12 protein-coding genes are annotated in these 21,439 nt (G+C 62.5%); 6 read left to right on the top strand and 6 right to left on the bottom strand.

From position 1 onward, the window contains the following. Window positions 1-235 precede the first annotated feature (235 nt). From gltB to GT495_RS09610, 5 genes are all read left to right on the top strand, one after another. The gene (gene gltB, locus GT495_RS09590) at window positions 236-4,921 is read left to right on the top strand and encodes a glutamate synthase large subunit (protein WP_161162459.1); all 4,686 of its coding nucleotides are present in this window, start codon (window positions 236-238) and stop codon (window positions 4,919-4,921) included. Window positions 4,922-4,926: 5 nt separating this feature from the next. Beyond that, on the top strand, window positions 4,927-6,408 hold the full coding sequence (locus tag GT495_RS09595; RefSeq protein ID WP_161162460.1) for a glutamate synthase subunit beta: 1,482 nt from the start codon (window positions 4,927-4,929) through the stop codon (window positions 6,406-6,408). A gap of 365 nt (window positions 6,409-6,773) precedes the next feature. Continuing rightward, window positions 6,774-7,481, top strand: coding sequence for a hypothetical protein (locus tag GT495_RS09600; RefSeq protein ID WP_161162461.1), 708 nt, complete (start codon window positions 6,774-6,776; stop codon window positions 7,479-7,481). A 235-nt stretch (window positions 7,482-7,716) separates the two neighbouring features. Beyond that, on the top strand, window positions 7,717-8,754 hold the full coding sequence (locus tag GT495_RS09605) for a hypothetical protein (RefSeq protein ID WP_161162462.1): 1,038 nt from the start codon (window positions 7,717-7,719) through the stop codon (window positions 8,752-8,754). 378 nt (window positions 8,755-9,132) lie between these two features. After that, window positions 9,133-10,530 carry an amidohydrolase family protein gene (locus GT495_RS09610; protein WP_240128174.1) on the top strand — a complete coding sequence of 466 codons (1,398 nt, stop codon included), beginning with the start codon at window positions 9,133-9,135 and terminating at the stop codon, window positions 10,528-10,530. 106 nt (window positions 10,531-10,636) lie between these two features. Here GT495_RS09610 and GT495_RS09615 read toward each other — a convergent pair whose 3' ends face one another. The 6 genes from GT495_RS09615 to GT495_RS11185 all read right to left on the bottom strand — a co-directional run bounded on the left by GT495_RS09615 (window position 10,637) and on the right by GT495_RS11185 (window position 18,138). Next, window positions 10,637-11,140 (bottom strand): hypothetical protein, encoded by a 504-nt coding sequence (locus GT495_RS09615; protein WP_370457649.1) that lies wholly within the window; start codon window positions 11,138-11,140, stop codon window positions 10,637-10,639. A gap of 82 nt (window positions 11,141-11,222) precedes the next feature. Beyond that, the gene (locus GT495_RS09620) at window positions 11,223-11,495 is read right to left on the bottom strand and encodes a metal-sensing transcriptional repressor (RefSeq protein WP_118335402.1); all 273 of its coding nucleotides are present in this window, start codon (window positions 11,493-11,495) and stop codon (window positions 11,223-11,225) included. Window positions 11,496-11,630: 135 nt separating this feature from the next. Next, a complete protein-coding gene (locus GT495_RS09625) occupies window positions 11,631-11,852 on the bottom strand; it encodes a heavy-metal-associated domain-containing protein (protein ID WP_161162464.1) in 222 nt (73 codons plus the stop codon). A 152-nt stretch (window positions 11,853-12,004) separates the two neighbouring features. Then, a complete protein-coding gene (locus GT495_RS09630) occupies window positions 12,005-14,347 on the bottom strand; it encodes a cation-translocating P-type ATPase (RefSeq protein WP_161162465.1) in 2,343 nt (780 codons plus the stop codon). A gap of 572 nt (window positions 14,348-14,919) precedes the next feature. Then, a complete protein-coding gene (locus tag GT495_RS09635; protein WP_161162466.1) occupies window positions 14,920-17,004 on the bottom strand; it encodes a DUF6273 domain-containing protein in 2,085 nt (694 codons plus the stop codon). 171 nt (window positions 17,005-17,175) lie between these two features. Beyond that, the gene (locus GT495_RS11185; protein ID WP_161162467.1) at window positions 17,176-18,138 is read right to left on the bottom strand and encodes an FHA domain-containing protein; all 963 of its coding nucleotides are present in this window, start codon (window positions 18,136-18,138) and stop codon (window positions 17,176-17,178) included. Between the two features lie 671 nt (window positions 18,139-18,809). Here GT495_RS11185 and GT495_RS09645 point away from each other — a divergent pair. Beyond that, window positions 18,810-21,074, top strand: a complete 2,265-nt coding sequence (locus GT495_RS09645) for a DEAD/DEAH box helicase (protein WP_161162468.1) — start codon at window positions 18,810-18,812, stop codon at window positions 21,072-21,074. Window positions 21,075-21,439 lie beyond the last annotated feature (365 nt).

The raw sequence follows: 21,439 nt of genomic DNA on the forward strand, positions 1-21,439 counted from the left end.
GGCTTGCCCGTATCGTAGGCAATGCGCCGAATGCTCGCCATCGAAATTTATCGATGGCCTATTTCAGACTGTAATGGGTCAGTCAGACTAAGTGATCCGTTTCCCTCCGTCCCTAAGGGATCATTTGTTGCGTGCGTTACGCAATTGTTTCGAAACGGGCAGGAAACATAACGGATCGGCGATACTTCTAGTATGCCTATTCAACTGACTGTCTAACACCAAGGGGAGGATCGCGATGCAGGCAGATTCCGCTCAGCAGCAGGGCCTTTATCGCCCCGAATTCGACCACGATGCATGTGGCATCGGCGCGCTTGCCGATATCAACGGCGAGCGCCATCACCAGATTCTGGACGATGCACTGTCCATTCTGGTCAACTTGGAGCACCGCGGCGGCACGGGACTCGAGAAGAACACCGGCGACGGCGCTGGCATCCTGTTCCAGGTTCCGCATCACTTTTTCCGTAAAGAGGCTCAAAAGTGCGGCCAGATTCTGCCGGCAGAGGGCGACTATGGCGTGGCCATGCTGTTCTTCCCGCAGGACGACAAGGGCGTGGAGGATGCCCGCCGCGTGTTCGAGGAGGGCTGCGCCGAGGCCGGCGTGCCGCTGCTCTTTTGGCGCGAGGTGCCGGTCGACCCGCACGACCTGGGCGAGACGGCCCGCGCCTGCATGCCTACTATCCTGCAGGCCTTCCTGGGCCGTCCGGACGACACGCCCGCCGGCGATGCCTTTGAGCGTCGCCTGTACGTGTGCCGCCGCACCATCGAAAAGAAGGCCGACGCCGAGTTCGCCTTGCGCGACAAGATTTTCTATGTGTGCTCCATGAGCTCGCGCACTATCGTGTACAAGGGCATGCTGGTCGCCACGCAGATGCGCCGCTTCTTCATCGATCTCAACGACGCCGCCGTCAAGACGGCCGTAGCACTCGTCCACTCGCGCTACTCCACCAACACCACGCCCAGTTGGGAGCGCGCACACCCCAACCGCTTTATCATCCACAACGGCGAGATCAACACCCTCAAGGGCAACGTCAACTGGATCCGCGCCCGCGAGCCCAACCTGTACAGCCCCGTACTGCAGCACGATCTTGAGCGCGTGATGCCCATCATCAACCGCGAGGGTTCCGACTCCGCGATTCTGGACAACGTGCTCGAGTTCCTGGTCATGAACGGTCGCCCGCTTACGCGTGCCGCGTCCATGTTGCTGCCCGAGCCGTGGGACCACAACGACAGCCTGAGTGAGGAGCGCCGCGCCTACGACGCTTACCAGTCCATGCTCATGGAGCCGTGGGATGGCCCGGCGGCCATCGCCTTTACCGACGGTCGCACGCTGGGCGCCGCCCTCGACCGTAACGGTCTGCGTCCCGCCCGCTACTATGTGACGCGCGACGGCCGCTTTATGCTGGCAAGCGAGGTGGGCACCATCGAGGTGCGCCCCGAGAATATCCTGACGAGCGGCTGCCTGGGGCCGGGCCAGATGCTCGAGGTCGACTTTGCCCGCGGGCGCGTGATCTACAACGACGAGCTGCGCGCCCGTTACGCCAAGGAAAAGCCCTACCGTGATTGGATTGCCGAGGAGACGCTGACCGTCGACGCGCTCGATAGGCCTGCCACGGCAACGCCCGCCGAGGACGCCGAGGTGCCCGCCGCCGTGCGCATGGCTAAGCTCGGGTATCACTGGGATGATGTTGACGAGGTTGTGCGTCCCATGGCCCAGCAGGGCAAGGCCCCGCTCGCCTCGATGGGCATCGATGCGCCGCTGGCCTGCCTGTCCAAGAAGACGCGCTCGTTCTTTGACTACTTCTATCAGTTGTTCGCCCAGGTCACGAACCCGCCCATCGACGCCCTTCGCGAGCATATGGTGACTTCGACCACGCTCTACCTGGGCAACCACGGCAACCTGCTCGAGGACTCCCGTACGGCCTGCCAGCTGGTTCGCTTGGAGCGCCCGCTGCTCAACGAGGAGGAGTTCGAGCGTATCTGCGCCATCGACCGCGTGGGCTTTAAGACCCGCCGTTTCCGTGCCGTGTACCGCCGCGATGTCGGCGCCGGCGCGCTGCAGGTTGCGCTCAAGCAGCTTGCAGAGGACGTTGAGACTGCGGTCCGCGACGGCGTGAACATCGTGGTGCTGAGCGATCGTGCCGCTGCGGGCGAGGTGCCCGTGCCGTCGCTGCTCGCCGTGGGCTGCGTGCACAACCACCTGATCCGCGCCGGCGTGCGCACCTTTGCCGACATCGTGGTGGAGTGCGGCGACGCCGTGTCCCCGCACGACTTTGCGGCACTGGCGGGCTACTCCGCGAGCGGCATCTATCCGTACAACGCGCATGCGTGCATCCGCGATCTGGCGGCACGCGGCGACTTGGACGTGACGGCCGAGCAGGGCATCGCCAACTACAACAAGGCTGCGACCGCTGGCATCGTCTCCATCATGTCCAAGATGGGCATCTCCACGGTGCAGAGCTACCATTCGGCGCAGATCTTCGAGGCCGTGGGCTTTACGCCGGAGTTCGTCAACGCGTACTTCGCCGGCACGGTGAGCCGTGTGGGCGGTATGGGTGTCGAGGACGTCGAGCGCGAGCAAAACGAGCGCTACGACGCCGCGCTCGCTATCCTTAAGAGCCCGGCTCCCGATCAGCTGCCCACGCTGGGTCTGACCAAGTGGCGTCCGCTCGGCGGCGAGGATCACCTCATCGATCCGCAGACTGTCTACTTGCTGCAGACCGCCTGCCGTGAGGACAGCTACGACACCTTTAAAGAGTACAGCGCCCGCCTGCACCGCACCGGCCGCGCCGTGCGCCTGCGCGACCTGTTGGACTTTGATGCCAGCGGCCGCACTCCGGTGGCACTCGACGAGGTCGAGCCTGCGCTCAACATCGTCCGCCGCTTTAACACCGGCGCCATGTCGTATGGCTCCATCAGCAAAGAGGCACACGAGTGCATGGCCATCGCCATGAACCGCCTGCACGGCCGTTCCAACTCCGGCGAGGGCGGTGAGGATCCGCGTCGCGAGACCCCGCTGGCTAACGGTGACTCCAAGAATTCCGCCATCAAACAGGTGGCAAGTGCGCGCTTTGGCGTGACGAGTCGCTACCTGTGCAGCGCCTTCGAGATTCAGATCAAGATGGCCCAGGGCGCCAAGCCCGGCGAGGGTGGCCACCTGCCCGGCAAGAAGGTCTACCCCTGGATCGCCGAGGTCCGTCAGTCCACGCCCGGCATCGGCCTGATCTCGCCTCCGCCGCACCACGACATCTACTCCATCGAGGACCTGGCAGAGTTGATCTTTGACCTTAAGAACGCCAACCCTGGCGCGCGCGTGTCGGTCAAGCTGGTCAGCGAGGCCGGCGTCGGCACCATCGCCACTGGTGTTGCCAAGGGCGCTGCCGACAAGATTTTGATCAGCGGCCACAACGGCGGCTCGGGTGCCGCTGCGCGCGATTCCATTTGGCACGCCGGCCTGCCGCTGGAGCTCGGCCTTGCCGAGGCCCAGCAGACGTTGCTGCAAAACGGCCTTCGCTCCCGCGTGGTGCTCGAGGCCGACGGCAAGCTCATGGACGGCACCGATGTTGCCGTCGCCTGCTTGCTGGGCGCCGAGGAGTTTGGCTTTGCGACCATGCCGCTCATCTCCATGGGTTGCCTCATGCAGCGCGACTGCCAGCAGGATACCTGCCCGGCCGGCATCGCGACGCAAAATTGCCGTCTGCGTCGCGGCTTCCGCGGTAAGCCCGAGCACGTTGAGCACTTTATGCTCTTTGTTGCCGAGCAGTTGCGCGAGGTCATGGCGAGCCTGGGCTTCCGCACCATCGACGAGATGGTCGGCCATCCCGAGTGCCTGCGCCAGATCGAGGTACCGGGCAACCGCAAAGCAAACCTGCTCGATCTGTCGCCCGTGCTGGCGAGCGCGACCTGCGAGTTCGGTGCTCATATTCCGGGCGCCGACGGTCGCCACTTCCTGCCGCAGATGGCCGCGGACAGTGAGCTCGACAAGACGCTCGACTCCACGTTGTTTGTGCCCTACACGGCCGACGCTCGCGCGCACCTGCGCCCGATTCGCTTCCGCGCTGATATCGCCAACGTCAACCGCTGCGTGGGCACCATCTTGGGCAACGCGGTGACCAAGGCGCATCCCGAGGGCCTGCCCGCCGGCTCCATCACCATCGATTGCGATGGCTCGGCCGGTCAGAGCTTTGGCGCTTTCCTGCCGCGCGGTATTACGCTCAACGTGTGCGGCGACGCCAACGACTACTTTGGCAAGGGCCTTTCGGGCGGCGAGGTGTCGGTGCGCCCCAACCCGCATGCGACCTACAAGTTCGACGAGAACATCATCGTGGGCAACGTTGCGTTCTTTGGTGCCACGAGCGGCCGCGGCTTCATTAACGGTCTTGCCGGCCAGCGTTTTGCCGTGCGCAACTCCGGTGCCACGGTGGTGGTCGAGGGCTGCGGCAACCATGGCTGCGAGTACATGACGGGCGGTCTGGCGCTCATCCTGGGCGAGGTCGGGCAGAATTTTGCCGCCGGCATGACAGGCGGCGTGGCCTACGTCTTTGACCAGTACGGCACACTCAATGCCCGCGTGAACCACGAGAGCGTTGAGCTCAAGGCCCCGACGGCCGGCGAGCTGGCGCAGATTCGCGAGCTCATCCAGGAGCACGTGGACGCTACGCAGAGCCCGCGCGGCATCAAGCTGCTCTACAGCTTTGAAACGATGAGCAAGCACTTTGTGAAGGTCATTCCGACCGAGTATGAGCGCGTGCTGGCGATTGTCGCCGCGGGCGAGGCTGCCGGCAAGACGCATGCGCAGGCTGAGGAGCTGGCGTTTGACATTGTGACCGGTCGCGCGAGTGCCGCTGATGTCGCTCGCTTTGATGTTGCGGGCGCTGCGTCCGTTGCTGCCGGCTCTGTTGCTTCGACCAAGAAGGAGGCGTAAGTGCCATGGGTAAGCCCGGTGCTTTTCTTGATATCGATCGCGTGACCCACGAGCTGCGCCCCGTGGAGGAGCGCAGCCATGATTTTGATCCGCTGTACGTTGAGCTCGATGACGATGCACGTCGCGCCCAGGCGAGCCGCTGCATGATGTGCGGCGTGGCGTTTTGCCAGATGGGCGCGAGCTTTGGCAAGGCACGCCCGAGCGGCTGCCCGCTGCATAACCTGATTCCCGAGTGGAATGAGCTGGTGTACCGCGGCCGCTGGGACGAGGCTGCCGAGCGCCTGTCGCTCACCTCGCCCATGCCCGAGTTCACGAGTCGCGTGTGCCCGGCGCTGTGCGAGGCCGCGTGCAACCTGGGTTCGGTCGATGGCCAGCCCACGACGATCCATGACAACGAGCGTGCGATCAGCGACCATGAGTGGGCAAATGGCGGCCCGCATCGCTTTGAGCCGGCAGGGGAGGGCGCGCCCACGGTTGCCGTGGTGGGCTCCGGTCCTGCTGGTCTGGTGGCAGCATGGGAGCTTGCGCGTCGTGGCGCCTGCGTGACGGTGTTTGAGCGAGACAACCGCCCGGGCGGTCTGCTTATGTACGGCATTCCCAACATGAAGCTCGAGAAGTCCGTGGTCGAGCGTCGCGTGGCGCTCATGCGCGAGCTGGGCATTGTGTTTGAGCTGGATGCCGATGTGAACGATCCCAAGGTTGCCGCCGAGCTCGATGACTTTGACGCCGTCGTGGTGGCTGCCGGCGCTCGTGCGCCCCGCGGTCTTTCGGCTGCGAATGTGGATGCTCCGGGCGTGGTGTACGCGGTGGACTACCTGACGGCTTCGACCGTCTCGGTGCTCGATGGCGGCGAGCCCGCGGTGAACGCGCGCGGTCTGGACGTTGTGGTCATTGGCGGCGGCGATACCGGCAACGACTGCGTGGGTACCGCTGTGCGTCAGGGCGCGCGCAGCGTGCGCCAGTTTGAGTTCTTGCCGGCTGCGCCCGATAAGCGCACGGCGAGCAACCCCTGGCCGCAGTGGCCAAACGTTAAGAAGACCGACTACGGCCAGCAGGAGGCTATCGCTGCGATGGGTGGCGAGATGCGTGCCTGGGGCGTGGATACGCTCGAGGTGCTGCTGGACAAGAAGGGTGCGGCTGCGGGTCTGCGCGTGGTCGATCTGGACTGGTCGGCGGGAAAGCCCGAGCGCATCGCGGGCTCCGAGCACGAGGTGCCGGCGCAGCTGGTGCTCATCGCCTGCGGCTTTACGGGTCCCGAGCATGGCGTGTTCGATGCGGTGGGCGTGCCTGTTGCCACCGCTGGTCGTCCGCTGCCGGTGATGGCTGCCGAGGGCTCGCACCTCGCGGCTCGCACGGAGGGTGTCGCCGCGGATGCCGCGCCGGTGTATGTGGCCGGTGACGCCCGCAACGGCAGCTCGCTCGTTGTGAGTGCCATGGCCGATGCCCTGGCCTGCGCAGCCGAAGTCGCCGAGGCGCTGGAGCTGTAAAGTAGTCATTCAAGAACGTCCCCAACGACTAGTCATTGGGGACGTTCTTTTTTGTCTAGTCGTTGGGGACACTCTTTGCGAGCGATTTGCTCGTTTGTCGACGTACGGGTGTTCATTTGTCGACTTCTTGGGCTGTGGTCACCTGTTGTTTCTGTGGTGGCTGCGGGCATCTGGCTCAAATGAGCGGGTTGGCTGTCTATGTCTACCTGCGGTTTTGTTGCGGTGCGCTCATTCGGTCAAGTGCCCCGTCAAGTGTTTGGTTAGCATCTGGTTTGCGGTTTATGGCCTATTTTGCCCGCGCTTGCCTCGGTTGCTCGCCCTCCTCGTAAGCTCAAATTGAGGTCCATCAGTTTGAGGAGGATGCCATGACTGACCTAGTTTTTGACCGAGCAGAGCTGGCTGAAGCCGTCGGCAACGATATTGCCGACATGGCTCACTTTTGGATGCTGCGGAAGTTTCAATTCCTGGAGCCGGCGCGCGAGCAGTTCGAGATTATCGTCGATCCGTGGCTCAGCTATTGTGAGGACCCTTCTAAAAACGAAATCATGGCCTACAACATGGCGTTTACCGATTGGCTGCTGTTTGAGCGCCCCTATAACCACGGTAAGACGCTGTTGGAGCTGTATGTGGACGAGCCGCCAGCGTCAATTTCTCCTGCTTCGCTCGGGCGACTTAAGCAGGTGCGTGATACGCAGTATTTCTCGCGCTTTGGCATTTTGGACAAGGATCCCGCGACTGGCATAGTCGTGCTGAAGGACACGCGCACCGACCGTCGCTTTGATGTCTACGACCCACATATCGTGCAAAAGGAACATTGGAGCGACGGCGCGATTGCGGTACGCCTCGTCTGCGTCGACGATGTCTGGCTGACGGCGGGGCAGCTCTACCTGTATGACATCGCGCGCCTGAGTGACACAGCGGTCGACGGGCCGGGCGCGGTGCATCCCGAGGACCTACAGGACGGTTTCGACACCTCGTGCATCAGCTTCTTTTTGCGCCTGGTCCGTGACATCATGGGCGCCCAGGGGCGGTACGTGAAGTCGCTCAACATCTACGAGCAGGAGTGGGAGTAGGGGGTGGGCAGTTGTCGCCTGCCTTGCCTTCTGCCTTTATGTCTTGATCTGTAACGTTTAGGGACAAAAAACCGGTCTACCTGTTACAGATCGAGACGAACGCCTGGGCGCTGCTGGTTTGTCTAAATCTGTAACGTTTGGGGGCCTGGAGAACGTCTAACTGTTACAGATCGAGACGTTTGTCGGCGGCGGCAACAGCGGCGATGGCCATTTCTCCGATGTGGTGGTGATGAAAGTGTCTAACACCGTTCTCAAACACAAGCATACGACTCGCAACACGTTGGCGCGGAACAGGATGCTCGCGCGGCTCACGGAGGCGACCGAACAAGGTGCGCTGCTCGCAACGCATGACAATGCCGAGCTCATGTGGCTGCGGCGTCATGCGGGAACCGACGATATCGCGGAGCCCGAGCCGTACCTGTTCTGTTTTCAGCATGATTGGGATGCATTGACGCCGGTGGATCGAGCGCTGCGGACTATTAAGGGCCTTGCGGAGTTTCATCCCGATTGGGCGTTTTGGGGCTATGACGCGGCGCTTTTGTGGGGTCTGGAGGTGCCGAATGATCTGCTCGGGCCGCGTTTTCTTGTAAAGACGGGTTGTTCGGTGACGTTGAGCGGCGGGTGCAGGTTGTTGCGCCCGCAGATGGCGGGCGCGCTCGAGCGTGTTGATGGCGTGCGGGTGACGTCGTTTTGGCGCACGGCGGAGGATTGCTTGCTGCGTGCGCCGTTCTCCTACGGGTTGGCGATTGCCGATTCTGCGCTGCGGGCGAAAGGCGTATCACATGGGGATTTGTGCGAACGCCTCCGTGCCGATTGTGAGGGCAGGCGAGGGTATCGCAGGGCACAGGTGATTGCGTCGTATGCGGACGGGTTGTCCGAAAACGGCGGCGAGTCTCGGTTCCGAGCGTTCTTTATTGCGTACGGCTTTCCGGTTCCGGAGCTGCAGGTGGAGTTTCGCGACCCGCTCGATCCGACCAGTGTGTTTCGCGTCGACTATTTTTGGCGGCTCGAGGACGGGACGTGCGTGATTGGCGAGCTCGATGGAAAGGGAAAGTATACCCTGCAGGATGGTGGGGATCGGGAATCGGTCGACCCATTCGTGGCAGAACGTCAGCGGGAGTCCCATCTGACGATGCTCGGCCACAAGGTGCTTCGGTTTACGTTTGATGAGCTCAAGAATCCGGGGAAGCTGGCTGAAAAGATGAGACTGGCGGGAATTCCACAGCGGGTCGATCTGGCTGAGGAGTGGAGACGCCAGTGGTATGGGTGCTGAGGGGTGCACCTGACGCGGATGTGGTTGTTCCTGCCGAGTTTGTCTCGATCTGTAACAACAAGGGGCCGTTTGGCCCCGCAACTGTTACAGATCGAGACAGAAGGTTGGCTGCCGCTAAAAGATCTCGATCTGTAACATCTAGCGGCCGAAAACCTGTCTAATTGTTACAGATTTAGACGTTTGATGACAGTGCTGGAGAATATCTCGATCCGTAACATCTAACGGCCAAAATTCGACCCAACTGTTACAGAACGAGACGTTTGGCCCACACGGCTGGAGCATCGCCGTGCTGGCCTCTCTATCCTCACATCCTCCCTTTCTCCGTTAACCGATATGTTCGACTTTAGTCGCGCATTAGGTGATAATGGACAAATGTTCATGTTAATCGTGAGGGAGGAGCTCGATATGGCGACTACCGATCGTCCCACGTTGTTTATCAATGCGACCGTTCTGGATGGCTCGGAGCATATGGAGCCGCAGCCCGATATGGCCGTGGCCGTCGAGCGCGGTGTCATCACGTGGATTGGTCCGAGCGCCGTGGCGCCGGCGCCGGCGGGTGCCGAGGTCATCGACCTGGGCGGTGCGTATCTCATGCCGGGTCTCATCAATATGCACGTGCATCTGTGCGGTTCGGGCAAGCCGGTTTCGGCGGGCGATGCGGGCGCGCTGATGAAGAAGCTCGATAATCCCGTGGGGCGCGCCATCGTGCGCCATATCCTCAAAGGCAGCGCTCAGCAGCAGCTGGCAAGCGGCGTGACCACGGTGCGCGGCGCGGGCGACCCGTTGTTCGCCGACATCGCCGTGCGCAACGCCATCGACGCCGGCAAGTATCAGGGTCCGCGCCTGGTAGCGCCGGGAACGGGCGTCACGGTGCCGGGTGGTCACGGCGCGGGGCTGTTCGCGCAGGTTGCCAAGACCCCCGACAAGGCGGCCGAACAGGTGCGCGATCTGTATGCGCGCGGTGCCGACGTCATCAAGCTGTTCGTGACGGGCGGCGTGTTCGACGCGACCGAAGTAGGCGAGCCGGGTGTGCTGCGCATGCCGCTCGATGTCGCCGCGGCGGCGTGCAAGGCGGCGCACGAGGTTGGCCTTCCGGTCATGGCCCATGTCGAGAGTACCGAAGGTGTGAAGGCCGCGCTTCAGGCCGGCGTCGACACAATCGAGCACGGCGCTCCGATGACGCCTGAGATTCTGGAGCTGTACCGCGGCGCCGCGGGAACACAGCTCGAGGGACGCGCGCCGAGCGTGACCTGCACGATTAGTCCGGCGCTGCCGTTTGTGCTGCTCGATCCGGAAAAGACCCGTTCGACCGACACGCAAAAGAAGAACGGCGACATCGTGTGCTCGGGCATTATCGAGAGTGCTCGTGCCGCCCTGGATGCAGGTGTTAAGGTGGGCCTGGGCACGGATTCGAGCTGCCCGTTCGTGACGCAGTACGACATGTGGCGCGAGGTGGTCTATTTTGCCAAGTACGTGGGCGTGAGCAATGCCTTTGCACTGCACACGGCTACGCAGGTCAATGCTGAGCTACTGGGGCTGGGCGGCGAGACCGGTACGATCGAGTGCGGCAAGACGGCCGACATTTTGGTGACGCGCGAGAACCCGCTCGATGACCTGCGCGCTCTGCGTGAGCCGATGCACGTGATGTGCCGTGGCGATCTGGTGCGCAAGCTCAAGGTGAAGCGCATTCCCGAGGTTGACGCCGAGCTCGACACGATTATGGCCATGCCGGCAGAAGCCCTGGCAGAGGAGCTCGCTCGCGATGGCGTAGCGTAGGCGCTGGTGTGACGGGGCAACAGCTTTATCGAATGATGTCGCCCCATGCAAAAAGCCGGGGTCTCAACACGAGGCCTCGGCTTTTAGTATTCCTATGGTGTAGATGCTATGAGCGCGTCTCCATCTTGGCGTGGCACTTGGGGCAGGTGACGCGGATCTTGCCCTTGCCCTTGGGGACGGACAGCATCTGGCCGCAGTTGGGGCACTTGAGGTAGGCCGTGGTCTTGCGGCCCTTCCACATCTTTTTTGCCGTGCGCTTGGCACGCTCAAAGTCTTCCTTGCTCGTTCCAGCTGCGCGCGAGGTGCTGGCCGCTGCAGTTCCGCCGCCCAGGCTGGCGACGAACTTGCCCAGGCAGGGGACGTTGGCAGTCGCGGCAACGAAGACATCATTTTCCTTGCGGCGCGCGTCGATGTTTTTGGACAGGCCGCGCAGCACGCCGAGTGCGATTACGGCGATGGCAATCCAGCTGAGCCACTGGATACGGGCCATCGATCCGACCATCGCGAAAATAATTCCTATGAAGCCCAGCACGATGGTGAGTTCGTCGGCGCCGTTGCGACCCTTCATAAAGTCATTCATGCGAATTGCCTTTCGTTCGATATGCTGCACGCCTTTATACCCCTTTTGGTGCATTGGGGACGGGTTAATCTGCACCAAGGTGGTGCAAACGTACCTGTCCCCCTTGCACCAATTACTTGGCGAGCTTGTCGACGACGCGCTCTATCTCGGCGAGCTTGGCGGCTTTGAGCTCCTCGTCGCCCGATTCGATGGCCGAGGCGACGCAGCCCTCGATGTGAGCCTTGAGCACATCGGCGTTGATGCGGGCGATGAGCGCCTGCGTGGCCATGAGCTGCGTGGAAATATCGACGCAATAGCGGTCCTCCTCCACCATTCGCAGGATGCCATCGATCTGACCGCGTGCCGTCTTGAGCATGCGGGTCACCGATTTATGGTCTGCCATCATGGCGGGTCCTCGTTTCTGGTCGATCTTCCGGATGCCCCCGTCAGTTGCGGTGAAATAGTTCTTGTTTGCAGGCTTGAAGCGCCAAAACAAGAACTATTTCACCGCAACTTCTGAGGATTGAGTAGGCGGCGTCTGCTACGCGGCGGTCACGGACAGGGCGTGGAACTTCTCGCCCGCGCTCTCGACGGCGGCGGCGAGCTGCTCGGCGGTCACGGTGTCGGCGCACTCCACCTGGACGGTCTGGGTCTCGTGATCGGCGTCGGCGTCGGTCACGCCCGCTACGCTGAGCAGCGCGGTCTCGACAGTAGCGTCGCAGTGGCCGCACATGAGGCCGGAAGTCTTGATTGTGTAACGCATGGGTGTACTCCTTATCGATTGAGATTATCTGACAGTTTAGTCGTGAACAGCGTCATCTTAAAGGTGCGCTGAGGTGCCCGAGATTGCCCCGAAAGAGGAGCGAAGCGTACTTGGGTACGCGAGCGACGGTTTGAGGGGCAAGGTCGGGTGCATCAGTGCGCCGTCTTAGGCTTAAAGGATTTCAGGCGCAGAGCGTTGCTTACGACGCACACGCTCGACAGGCTCATGGCCGCGGCGCCAAACATCGGCGAGAGCTGCCAGCCGGTGAGGGGGAAGAACACACCCGCGGCGAGTGGAATGCCGATGCCGTTGTAGAACAGCGCCCAAAACAGATCCTGCTTGATGTTGCGAATCGTGGCGCGCGAAAGCTCGATGGCACGGGCAACGTCCATGAGGTCGCTGCGCATGAGCACCACGTCGGCGCCCTCCTTGGCGATGTCGGCGCCGGTGCCGATAGCGAGGCCAACGTCGGCGCGCGCCAGGGCGGGGGAGTCGTTGATGCCGTCGCCCACCATGGCGACCTTGCTGCCCGCATCCTGCAGTTCGCGCACGTGGCGTTCCTTGTCGGCGGGGAGGACGTCGGCGATAACTTGCTCGCTGGTGAGTCCCACGCGGCGGGCGATGGCCTCGGCCGTCACGCGGTTGTCGCCGGTGAGCATGCGCACATCGACGCCGAGCGAGCGCAGCGCGGTAACGGCCTCGGCACTTGTCTCCTTAACCTCGTCGGCCACGGCGACGATACCGGCAAGCTCACCGTTTTTGGCAAAGAACAGCGGCGTCTTGCCCTCGGCGGCAAATCGCTCCGCAAGTCCTGCGGGCACGGTGATACCCAGCTCGCTCATCAGGCGCACGTTGCCGGCTGCGATGACATTCTGCCCCTCGCGTGCCGTGACGCCTCGCCCGGGCACGGCGGCAAAGTCCTCGACCATGCGTGCGACGATTCCGCGCGTCTCGCACTCGGCCATAATCGCCTCGGCCAGTGGGTGTTCGCTCTGGCGTTCCAGCGCGGCGGCCAGCTTGAGCAGCGCCTTTTCGCTCATGGCGGGCGAGCCGTCAGTGCGCGTGGCCACCACGATATCGGTCACAGCCGGTTTGCCGCGGGTGACGGTGCCGGTCTTATCGAGCACCACGGTGCCCACGTTGCGCAGATTTTCCAGCGCCTCGGCGCTCTTAAACAGAATGCCCATCTCGGCGCCCTTGCCGGTGCCAACCATAATGGCGACGGGCGTGGCCAGGCCAAGCGCGCACGGGCAGCTGATCACCAGCACGGCCACGGCGGAGGTGAGCGCCTCGTTTACGCTGCCGGTCAGCGCCATCCACGCCACAAAGGTCACGGCCGAGATCGCAAACACCACGGGCACAAACACGCCGGCGACCTTATCGGCCATGCGGGCGATGGGCGCCTTGGTGGCGTTGGCGTCCTCGACGAGCTGGATGATCTTGGCGAGCGACGTGTCGGCGCCCACGCGCGTGGCACGGAAGGTAAACGATCCGGTGCGGTTGACCGTGGCGGCGTTGACGGTGTCGCCGACGGTCTTTTCCACGGGGATGGACTCGCCGGTGAGCGCGCTCTCGTCCACGGCCGAGCTGCCCTCGAGTACCACGCCGTCGACAGGGATGGACTCGCCGGGGCGCACGCGCAGCACCTGGCCGGGAAGGATACTGTCGACGTCGACGGTGGCCTCGGTACCGTCCTCGGCCACGACGGTCGCGGTCCTGGGCGCCAGGTCAATGAGCGCCTCGATGGCGCCGCCGGTCTTGGATTTGCTGCGCATCTCGAGGTATTTGCCCACGGTGACGAGCGACAGAATCGTGCCGGCGCTCTCAAAATACAGGTTGTCCATGCCCGTCATCATGGCCTCGTGGACCTGCCCGGCGGCCAGCTGGTCGGCCATGATGAACATGGCGTAGAGCGACCAGGCAATGGAAGCGGTGGCGCCCACGGCGATGAGCGCGTCCATGGTGGGTGCGCCGTGAACGAGCGACTTGAAGCCGTTGATAAAGTACGCGTCGTTGACGTAGACGATGGGGATGAGCAGGACAAGCTCGGTGAGGGCGAGCGTCATGCTGTGGGTGTGGTCGGTGAAGACGCTGGGCAGCGGCCAGCCGAGCATATGTCCCATGCCTATGTAGAACAGCGGAATGAGAAAGATGATTGAGATGATGAGACGGGTGCGCATGGCGGAGGCGGTGGCCTCCAGCTTTTTGGTCGGTGACTCCATATGGGTGGTACCGGACCTGGCTTGTGCGCTGCCGTTTGAGTTGGCGGCATCGGTGCCCGTACTGACGGGCGAGGCCGAATAGCCCGCGCGGTCGACGGCGGTGCAGATATCGTCGGGGGAGACCTGCGCGGGGTCATAGTCCACCAACATGGAGCCGGCGAGTAGGTTGACGGCGACGCTTTGGACGCCCTCGAGCTTGCTGACGGCGCGGTCCACGTGTGCCTGGCAAGCGGCGCACGTCATGCCGCCCACGTCAAACTTATCTTGAGCCATGGCTTCTCCTTTCTGTGGCGTAGTGTTGGAAATGTTAACCTGCCGATACTATACACCCATACCCCCCGGGGGTGTCCAGTGATAGTTGGAATGTATGACTTTTCATTACAGATGAGGGTGGCGGCTCAATCAATGGTCGCCTCTGCCAAACATCTCAATCTGTAACGTCTGGACCGGTTTTTGAACCATAGCTGTTACAGATTTAGACAAACATTTCAGCCGAAAACTAACGTCTCGATCTGTAACAACTAGACCCCGTTTTACCGAGTATTTGTTACAGATCAAGACAAACGGTTGGCGGGAAACTCAATGTCTCAATCTGTAACATCTAGCAGCAAATATGACCTCTAACTGTTACAGATCGAGACAACCCGCCCGCGGTCAACTCAAATGTCTTGATCTGTAACATCTGGGCCGGTTTTTAACCCCTTACTGTTACAGATTGAGATGTTGTCTCGCGGGGCTGGGGGTTTGTCTCGTTCTGTAACATCTAGACCTGTATCTGCCGAGCTAATGTTACAGATCGAGACAATTGCCGGGGAGGGGTCCCATCACAGCAAGACGCCCGCCGCCTAGATACAGAATCCGGGGATCACGCAGGTTCGCTTCTTGGGGCTGTCCGCAGGCGTCGCGTACGTAAAGACGTCGCCGTCGTGTCCAACGCGATTCAAATAGAGCGTGCCTTCGGTCTCCGATGAGTCGGGGCTCACCGTGCGCTCCCACCAGCAGGTGTCCTTGCCCTTCCACTGGCGGACCAACATCTCGTTCGTGGAATACGGGCTCACCTTGAGCTCGCGGAAGAGCTGATACTCCTTGCCCTCGCCGTTGTAGACGTCTGCCAGGTAGTGATAGTCCTTGGCAAACGAATCGGGCGGTTGCGTACCACACAGCTCGACCATGGCGGGCAGCCAAAGGGTTGCGGACAACTCGCTCAGACACGATGCGCTTCTGGCGGCGCCAACGTTATTCGAGATCTTTTTGACAGACTTGATGAGCGCGCGCAACTCGTTGGGCAGCAGCTTAAGGCCGTCGCTGTCGAGCCATTCCCGTAGCTCGCAATCTGCCCAGCCGGCGCTCGGCGGTTCAGCCGCAGCATCGCGCTCGGCAATGCCGGCATCGAACATAAACGTCAGTCCGGCCTTGCCCGTCCCGTCCAGAAGCTCGTCGTGACGGATGCCCACAAGCTGCGCGCCGACGTGCAGACCGTTGGTGAGCCTCACGCGCTTGGTGCACGGATAGGGGATATGCCCATCGGCATCGAGCAGATGATAGCGCTTGGCAATCTCGCGTGCCTCGCTACGGGTCCCGGCGGCCTTAATCTTAAGCGAAATCTCCTGCAGCTGAGCCCAGGTGTAGTCGTCAAGCGAACCGCGGATGCCGTCCAGGTAGTCGGGGATGCCAAAGCCACGGGTCGCCGCGCCAATGACGCCGAGCCCCGCAACGACTGCAACGACGCCGCCGATAATAAAGCGACGGCGGGTCAAGGCATCGTGACGGGCCTGCTCCAGGATCTCTCGTGCGCGCTCGCCGGCGACGTCGACCTTAAGGTGCGTACCGGAGTCGATGTCGATTACGGTGTCATTGCCCGCGCCCTCGCGGTCCTCAGATTCTGTAGCGGGGAGGTATGTCGAGAGCACCTCGAGCATCTGCTGCTCGGTAGGGCGATCGCCCTGTTCGACCGAGATGCCTTTCATGATGATCTGGACGAGCGCTTTGTCGCCCTCGCAGCGCGGCTTGAGCGGTACCGGCTTGGTCTTGGTCTTTATGAGGTAGAACGAGCCGGTTGCCGCGGCACCCGTCGACTTAACAGCGAACGGTTTGCGACCGCTGTAGAGCTGGTACAGAATGCTCGAAAGCGCATAGACGTCGATCGCGGGCGAGCGGCGAAGGGCCGCGATGCCTTCGATATCCTGCGTGAGCATCTCGGGCGCGGCGTATGCGGGCGTGGCAAAGCGCCAGATGTCGGCGCGCCGGGTGATCGTGTCGTCGCCGAGGGCCATGGTCGCGGAGCCCATGTCGATGAGGCAGGGGTCAAAGGAGCAATCGGCAATCTGCTGCTCAAGCGTTCGGCTGATGGTGCGGAACATGATATTGGCAGGTGACAGGTCGCGATGGACGACCGGATTCACGAGGCCTTGGGTCATCAAGAGCGCGCGAAGCACGGCGTTTCCGACGGCGGCGACCATCTGGGTGGTCAGCCCGCCCGAGGCGTCGTGCGGAAGCAGAGGCAGCGCCTGCTTGAGCGAGGTGCCCTCGACCCACTCCATGAGGATAAGAGGGTCGTCCTCGCACGATCCGTAGCCATAGACGCGCGGAAATCCGCGCAGGTGCGAGACAGTACACAGATGACGGTACTCCTCGAACAGCGCGGCGGTGTTGGCCAGGTGCGCGGCCGATTGCTCGGCGGAGTGGTCGGGGGCTTGGCCGGAAAGGAGGGCGTTGTCCTTGAGTAGCTTGACGGCAAAGACCTCGCCGCTCGTGTTGGTCGCTCGCAGCACGTGCCCGATGTTGCCGTTGTTGCGGTGGGCCGTCTGGAGAATAAGCGTCATAAACCGGCGCTTGGCGTCGTCCTCGGCGCTGGGGTCGACCGCCACGGCGGTATCGAACGTATCGAGACGGATGAGTTTGTCGCCAGGGGCGGTGTTGGTGGTATCCAAGGCGTTCCTTTGTCTGGCATGGGTTGCCGCGCGTATACGTGGGCAGTGCGGATATCGATAAGGTACTATGATAGCCGCGCTGACCACGTATACCGCTGAGTATTGTCGTTTACGACGCAGAAGGTAGAAGACGAAAGACGGACGGCGACCGTCTTTCGATCGCCGCCCGCGCTAGTCCACAATGACAAGGAATGTCGTGTAGAGACCCAGATGGAGCCTGTCGCTGTTTTCGATTGCCACCGGGGGATAGATCTTGCCGGGCTCGCGTTGGTCGCGCGGCGGCTCAATCACAATATCGCCGTCGCCCGCGCCCGATTCGAGCACCGTGCCGTTGGTCGATCCAAGGCCCTGGGCGTACCAGTGCCCACCCTCGAGCCAAATGCGAAGATGCTCGCGCGATGCGTCGGCGCCCACATCGGTGACGCTGGGCGAGGTTTTGGGCAAGGACCCAATTACCGTGCCACGCGGATCGCGTGTGAGGGGATGGATTTGCATGTCGGTGCAGTTGTCGGCATGGGTTCTGAGCAGGCCGAGGTTGGGAGCGACGGTGCGCGGCTGCTCTAGGCTGCTCATAAAGCCACGTCCGACGGTAGTTTCGGTGGTGCCAAAGTGCCCGCCCGTCTTGCTGTCGCAAAAGCGCTCGACGGTGGCCACGCCTTGGGTGGGGTCGGCGAGCGCCCCCGTTGCCACAAAGAGCATAAGGTAAAGCGTACTCTTCTCGCGCACGGCATTGCCGTCAAAGTTGTCGATGCGATTGAGGGCATTTGCATATAGGCGGCTGTCCAGCTTGTAGCTGGCGAGAGCCGACATCATTTCGTTGGCGGCCGGGCCGCGATAGTGCTCGGCGATTGCCTGATAGGCGGACTCGTCGCCGCCGAGCTTGCTGCAGATTGCCGCGGAAAGATTGAGCGTGGTGACGGCAAAGTCGCTGTAGATGGCGGGCGCGCACTGGTCAGGCTCGCGATGGACGATGTAACGGGTGAGATACGAGCGGTTGGAAGAGCATTTCTCGAGCAGGGTACTGCCGAGATAAGAGTTTCCATTGATGAGCATTCGGGCGATCTCGAGATGTTTAAGACCGCCGAACGAGCGAATATCGTTATAGAGGACCGAGCAAGGCGTCTCTGCTGCCACGGATACCTCCTTTGATTGCTTCCTAGCCAATATGGCGATAGGAATTAATGGCCCCCGGTGGGCGACGTATTAAATGGCTGCGCAATATATAGCGTAACCAAAGCAACATTATAGGCCACATGTTCGAAATTGCAGGAAGACTGGGAGATTTGGTTTGGACTGGACGGAAATCCCCCCTCTGTCTTGACCTATAACAATTAGGATCGATTTTACTCGGTAACTGTTACAGATTGAGACGTTTGTGAACCGTGTCGACCGTTTATCTCGATCTGTAACATCTGGCGGGGGATACGGGGCCTAGTTGTTACAGATTGAGATGTTAGCCAAGGAGGCTGGTTGAATGTCTCGATCTGTAACACGTAGAGGAAGATTTGCCCTGTAGATGTTACAGATTGAGACAATCGGCCGGGCCCACCTCGGGCCCGCCCCGTCATCTGTGGTTTACGTGGGGGCATGCGAAGCGCGGGTATACTTACCGCGGCGAATCTGCTCCATCGCTTAGGGCCGCTGCGTCTGGACGGCGCGTGAAAGGGCTGCCAAAGCGATCGCCAGCGTGCTGAGCAACGTCCTCTCCGTGCGCACCTGTTTTTGTATGTATTAGCGCACTACCAAGCACGCTCGCGCGGCCGCATGCCGTGCCCACAATGCGTGCAGATAAGGAACAACAACATATGCGTAATTCTGTATCCGACGTCACGGACGCCGAGATTCTGGACGAGACCCGCGAGACCATGACCCAGGCTGCCTTCGATGCTGCCGACGAGGCCAGCGCCGCCGAGACCATCGAGTCCGCGACCGAGAACCTGCCCGCCTTTGACGAGCTGGGACTTTCGGACGAGATGCTTCGTGCCATCGAGAACCTAGGCTACACGGCACCCACGCCTGTCCAGGCTGGCTCGATCCCCGTGGTGCTTGAGGGCCGCGACCTGCTTGCCGCCGCTCAGACCGGCACCGGCAAGACGGCTGCTTTTTTGCTGCCGACCATGAACAATCTGGAGCACATCGCTCCTCCCAAACCCGTGCGCGAGCGCGGCGGCCGCAACCGCCGTCGCGGTGTTAAAAAGCCCGAGGGTAACGGCCGCGGTCCCGTGATGCTCGTCATCACCCCTACGCGCGAGCTTGCCCAGCAAATCGACGAGGTCGCGAGCAAGATCGCCGACGTCACCGGCCATGTCGCCGTGACCGTCGTGGGCGGCGTGAGCTACAAGCCGCAGACCGCTGCCCTCAAGTATGGCTGCGACATCCTGGTCGCCACGCCGGGCCGTCTGGTCGATCTGATCGAGCAGGGCGCCTGCCACCTGGGCGAGGTCAAGGTGCTGGTGCTCGACGAGGCCGACCGCATGCTCGACATGGGCTTTTTGCCCGCCGTCCGCCGTATTGTGCGCGAGACGCCGACCGAGCGCCAGACGCTGCTGTTCTCGGCCACGCTCGACGAGGAGGCCGTGGGCGAGATTACCGACCTGGTGAGCGACCCGGCCCGCGTGGAGATCGCGCCTGCCACGTCGACCGCCGACACCGTCGACCAGTTTGTGTTCCCGGTGTCCATCGAGGCCAAGAACAACCTGCTGCCCGAGTTCCTCAAGAAGGAGGGCCCGGAGCGCACTATCGTCTTTATGCGCACCAAGCATCGCGCCGACAGCTGCTGCCGTCGTCTGGAGCGCAAGGGCATCAAGGCTGCCGCGATCCACGGCAACCGTAGCCAGGCGCAGCGCGAGCGCGCGCTTTCGGCCTTCCGCGACGGTACCGTCGACGTGCTGGTGGCAACCGACGTGCTTGCCCGCGGCATCGACATTAGCGACGTGCGCTACGTCGTGAACTTTGACGTGCCGGCCGAGCCGACCGACTACATCCACCGCATTGGCCGCACGGGCCGCGCCGGCGAGCTGGGCTGGGCCATTACGTTTGTGACCGAGCAGGATGTGGACGAGTTCTACGAGATCGAGAAGCTCATGGACAAGACCGCCGACATTTATGACGCCGGCGACCTGCATGTGGGTCCCAATCCGCCCGCGGTTGACCCCGAGCGCGACCCTGCGGCCTTTAAGGTGAAGAAGAAGACCAAGCGCGGCAAGTCCAAGAGCAAGAAGAAACTTGAGCAGGCACGTCGCGACGGCAAGCGCAACGGCGATGACTACGGTGATGTGGCCGGTCGTTCCAACCGCGGTCGCGATGAGCGTCGCGGCGACGGCGAGCGTCCGAGCCGTCCCAAGCGCGGCGGCAAGACCCGCGTGCGCGAGGGCGTTCAGGCTCGCGTGGACGAGGCTGTGGAGAGCGTGGCCCGCGAGGTGGCTGCCGAGGAGCGCAGCGGTGCTGCCGAGCAGGGCCCGCGCGGCAACCGTGCCGAGCGTCGTGCCAAGCAGTTCCAGGGCGAGGCACACCGCCGTCGCCGCGAGGACGAGGACCGTGGCGGTCGTCGTCGTGTTGAGCGCGAGGACGAGGGCCGCGGTTCGCGCGGCGGCAAGCGCGGCTCGGGTGACCGTCGTCGTTCCGGTCGCGATGGCGAGCGCGGCGGGCGCGATGAGCGCCGTGGCGGCGAAGGCCGTGGCTCGCGTGACGAGCGTGGTACCCGCGGCGGCGAGTCCCGCGGCGGCAAGCGCTTTGACGAGCGCGGAGGCCGCGAGGGCGGCCGCGGTGGTGAGCGTCGCGAGGGCGCTCGTGGCAACGGTGGCCGCAGCGGCGCCGGTCGTTCGAATGAGTCGCGCGATCGTCGCGACCCGCGTGCCAGCCGCGATCGTCGCGATGACTGGCGCAACTACGACGACACCCGCGAGGAGCGCCGTGGCGGCTATCACGGCGGGCGTGGCGGCAACCAGGCCGGCTCCCGCGGCGGTCGTGCCGGCGGTCGCGATAACCGTGGCAGCTATGGCAACAGCCGTGGCGGCAAGCGCGGTGGCAGCTCCCGTCGTCCCGGCGACGGCGGCGGCAAGCGCAAGTAACATACGTGTCGCGCGGTAAGGCGAGATGTGTTTGGGCCCCGAGCAGGCTATGCTCGGGGTCCTTTTTGGTGCCAGGGGGACAGGTTGGTTTGCGCCAACGTCTTGAAGTTGCGGTGGAATACGGACTGTTTTGGCCTTTTGAGCGGCTTTTCAGTCCCTATTTCACCGCAACTCATGATTGGTGCAAAGTAACCTGACCCCAATGCACCAGAGCAAGGAGTGTCCCTAGGTGCCGGCAGAAAAGGAACGTCCCTACGTGCCGCATAGATACCGTTTATCGGAGAAAAAGGTTGATTTCCGATCTCAGCCGAACACATTGAGCAAATAGGCCGTTCCCGCAGTTAGCCGAACGCCCCCGCGGCCCC

The sequence above is a fragment of the Collinsella sp. BIOML-A6 genome, assembly GCF_009875845.1.
GTDB classification, from domain to species: domain Bacteria; phylum Actinomycetota; class Coriobacteriia; order Coriobacteriales; family Coriobacteriaceae; genus Collinsella; species Collinsella aerofaciens_H.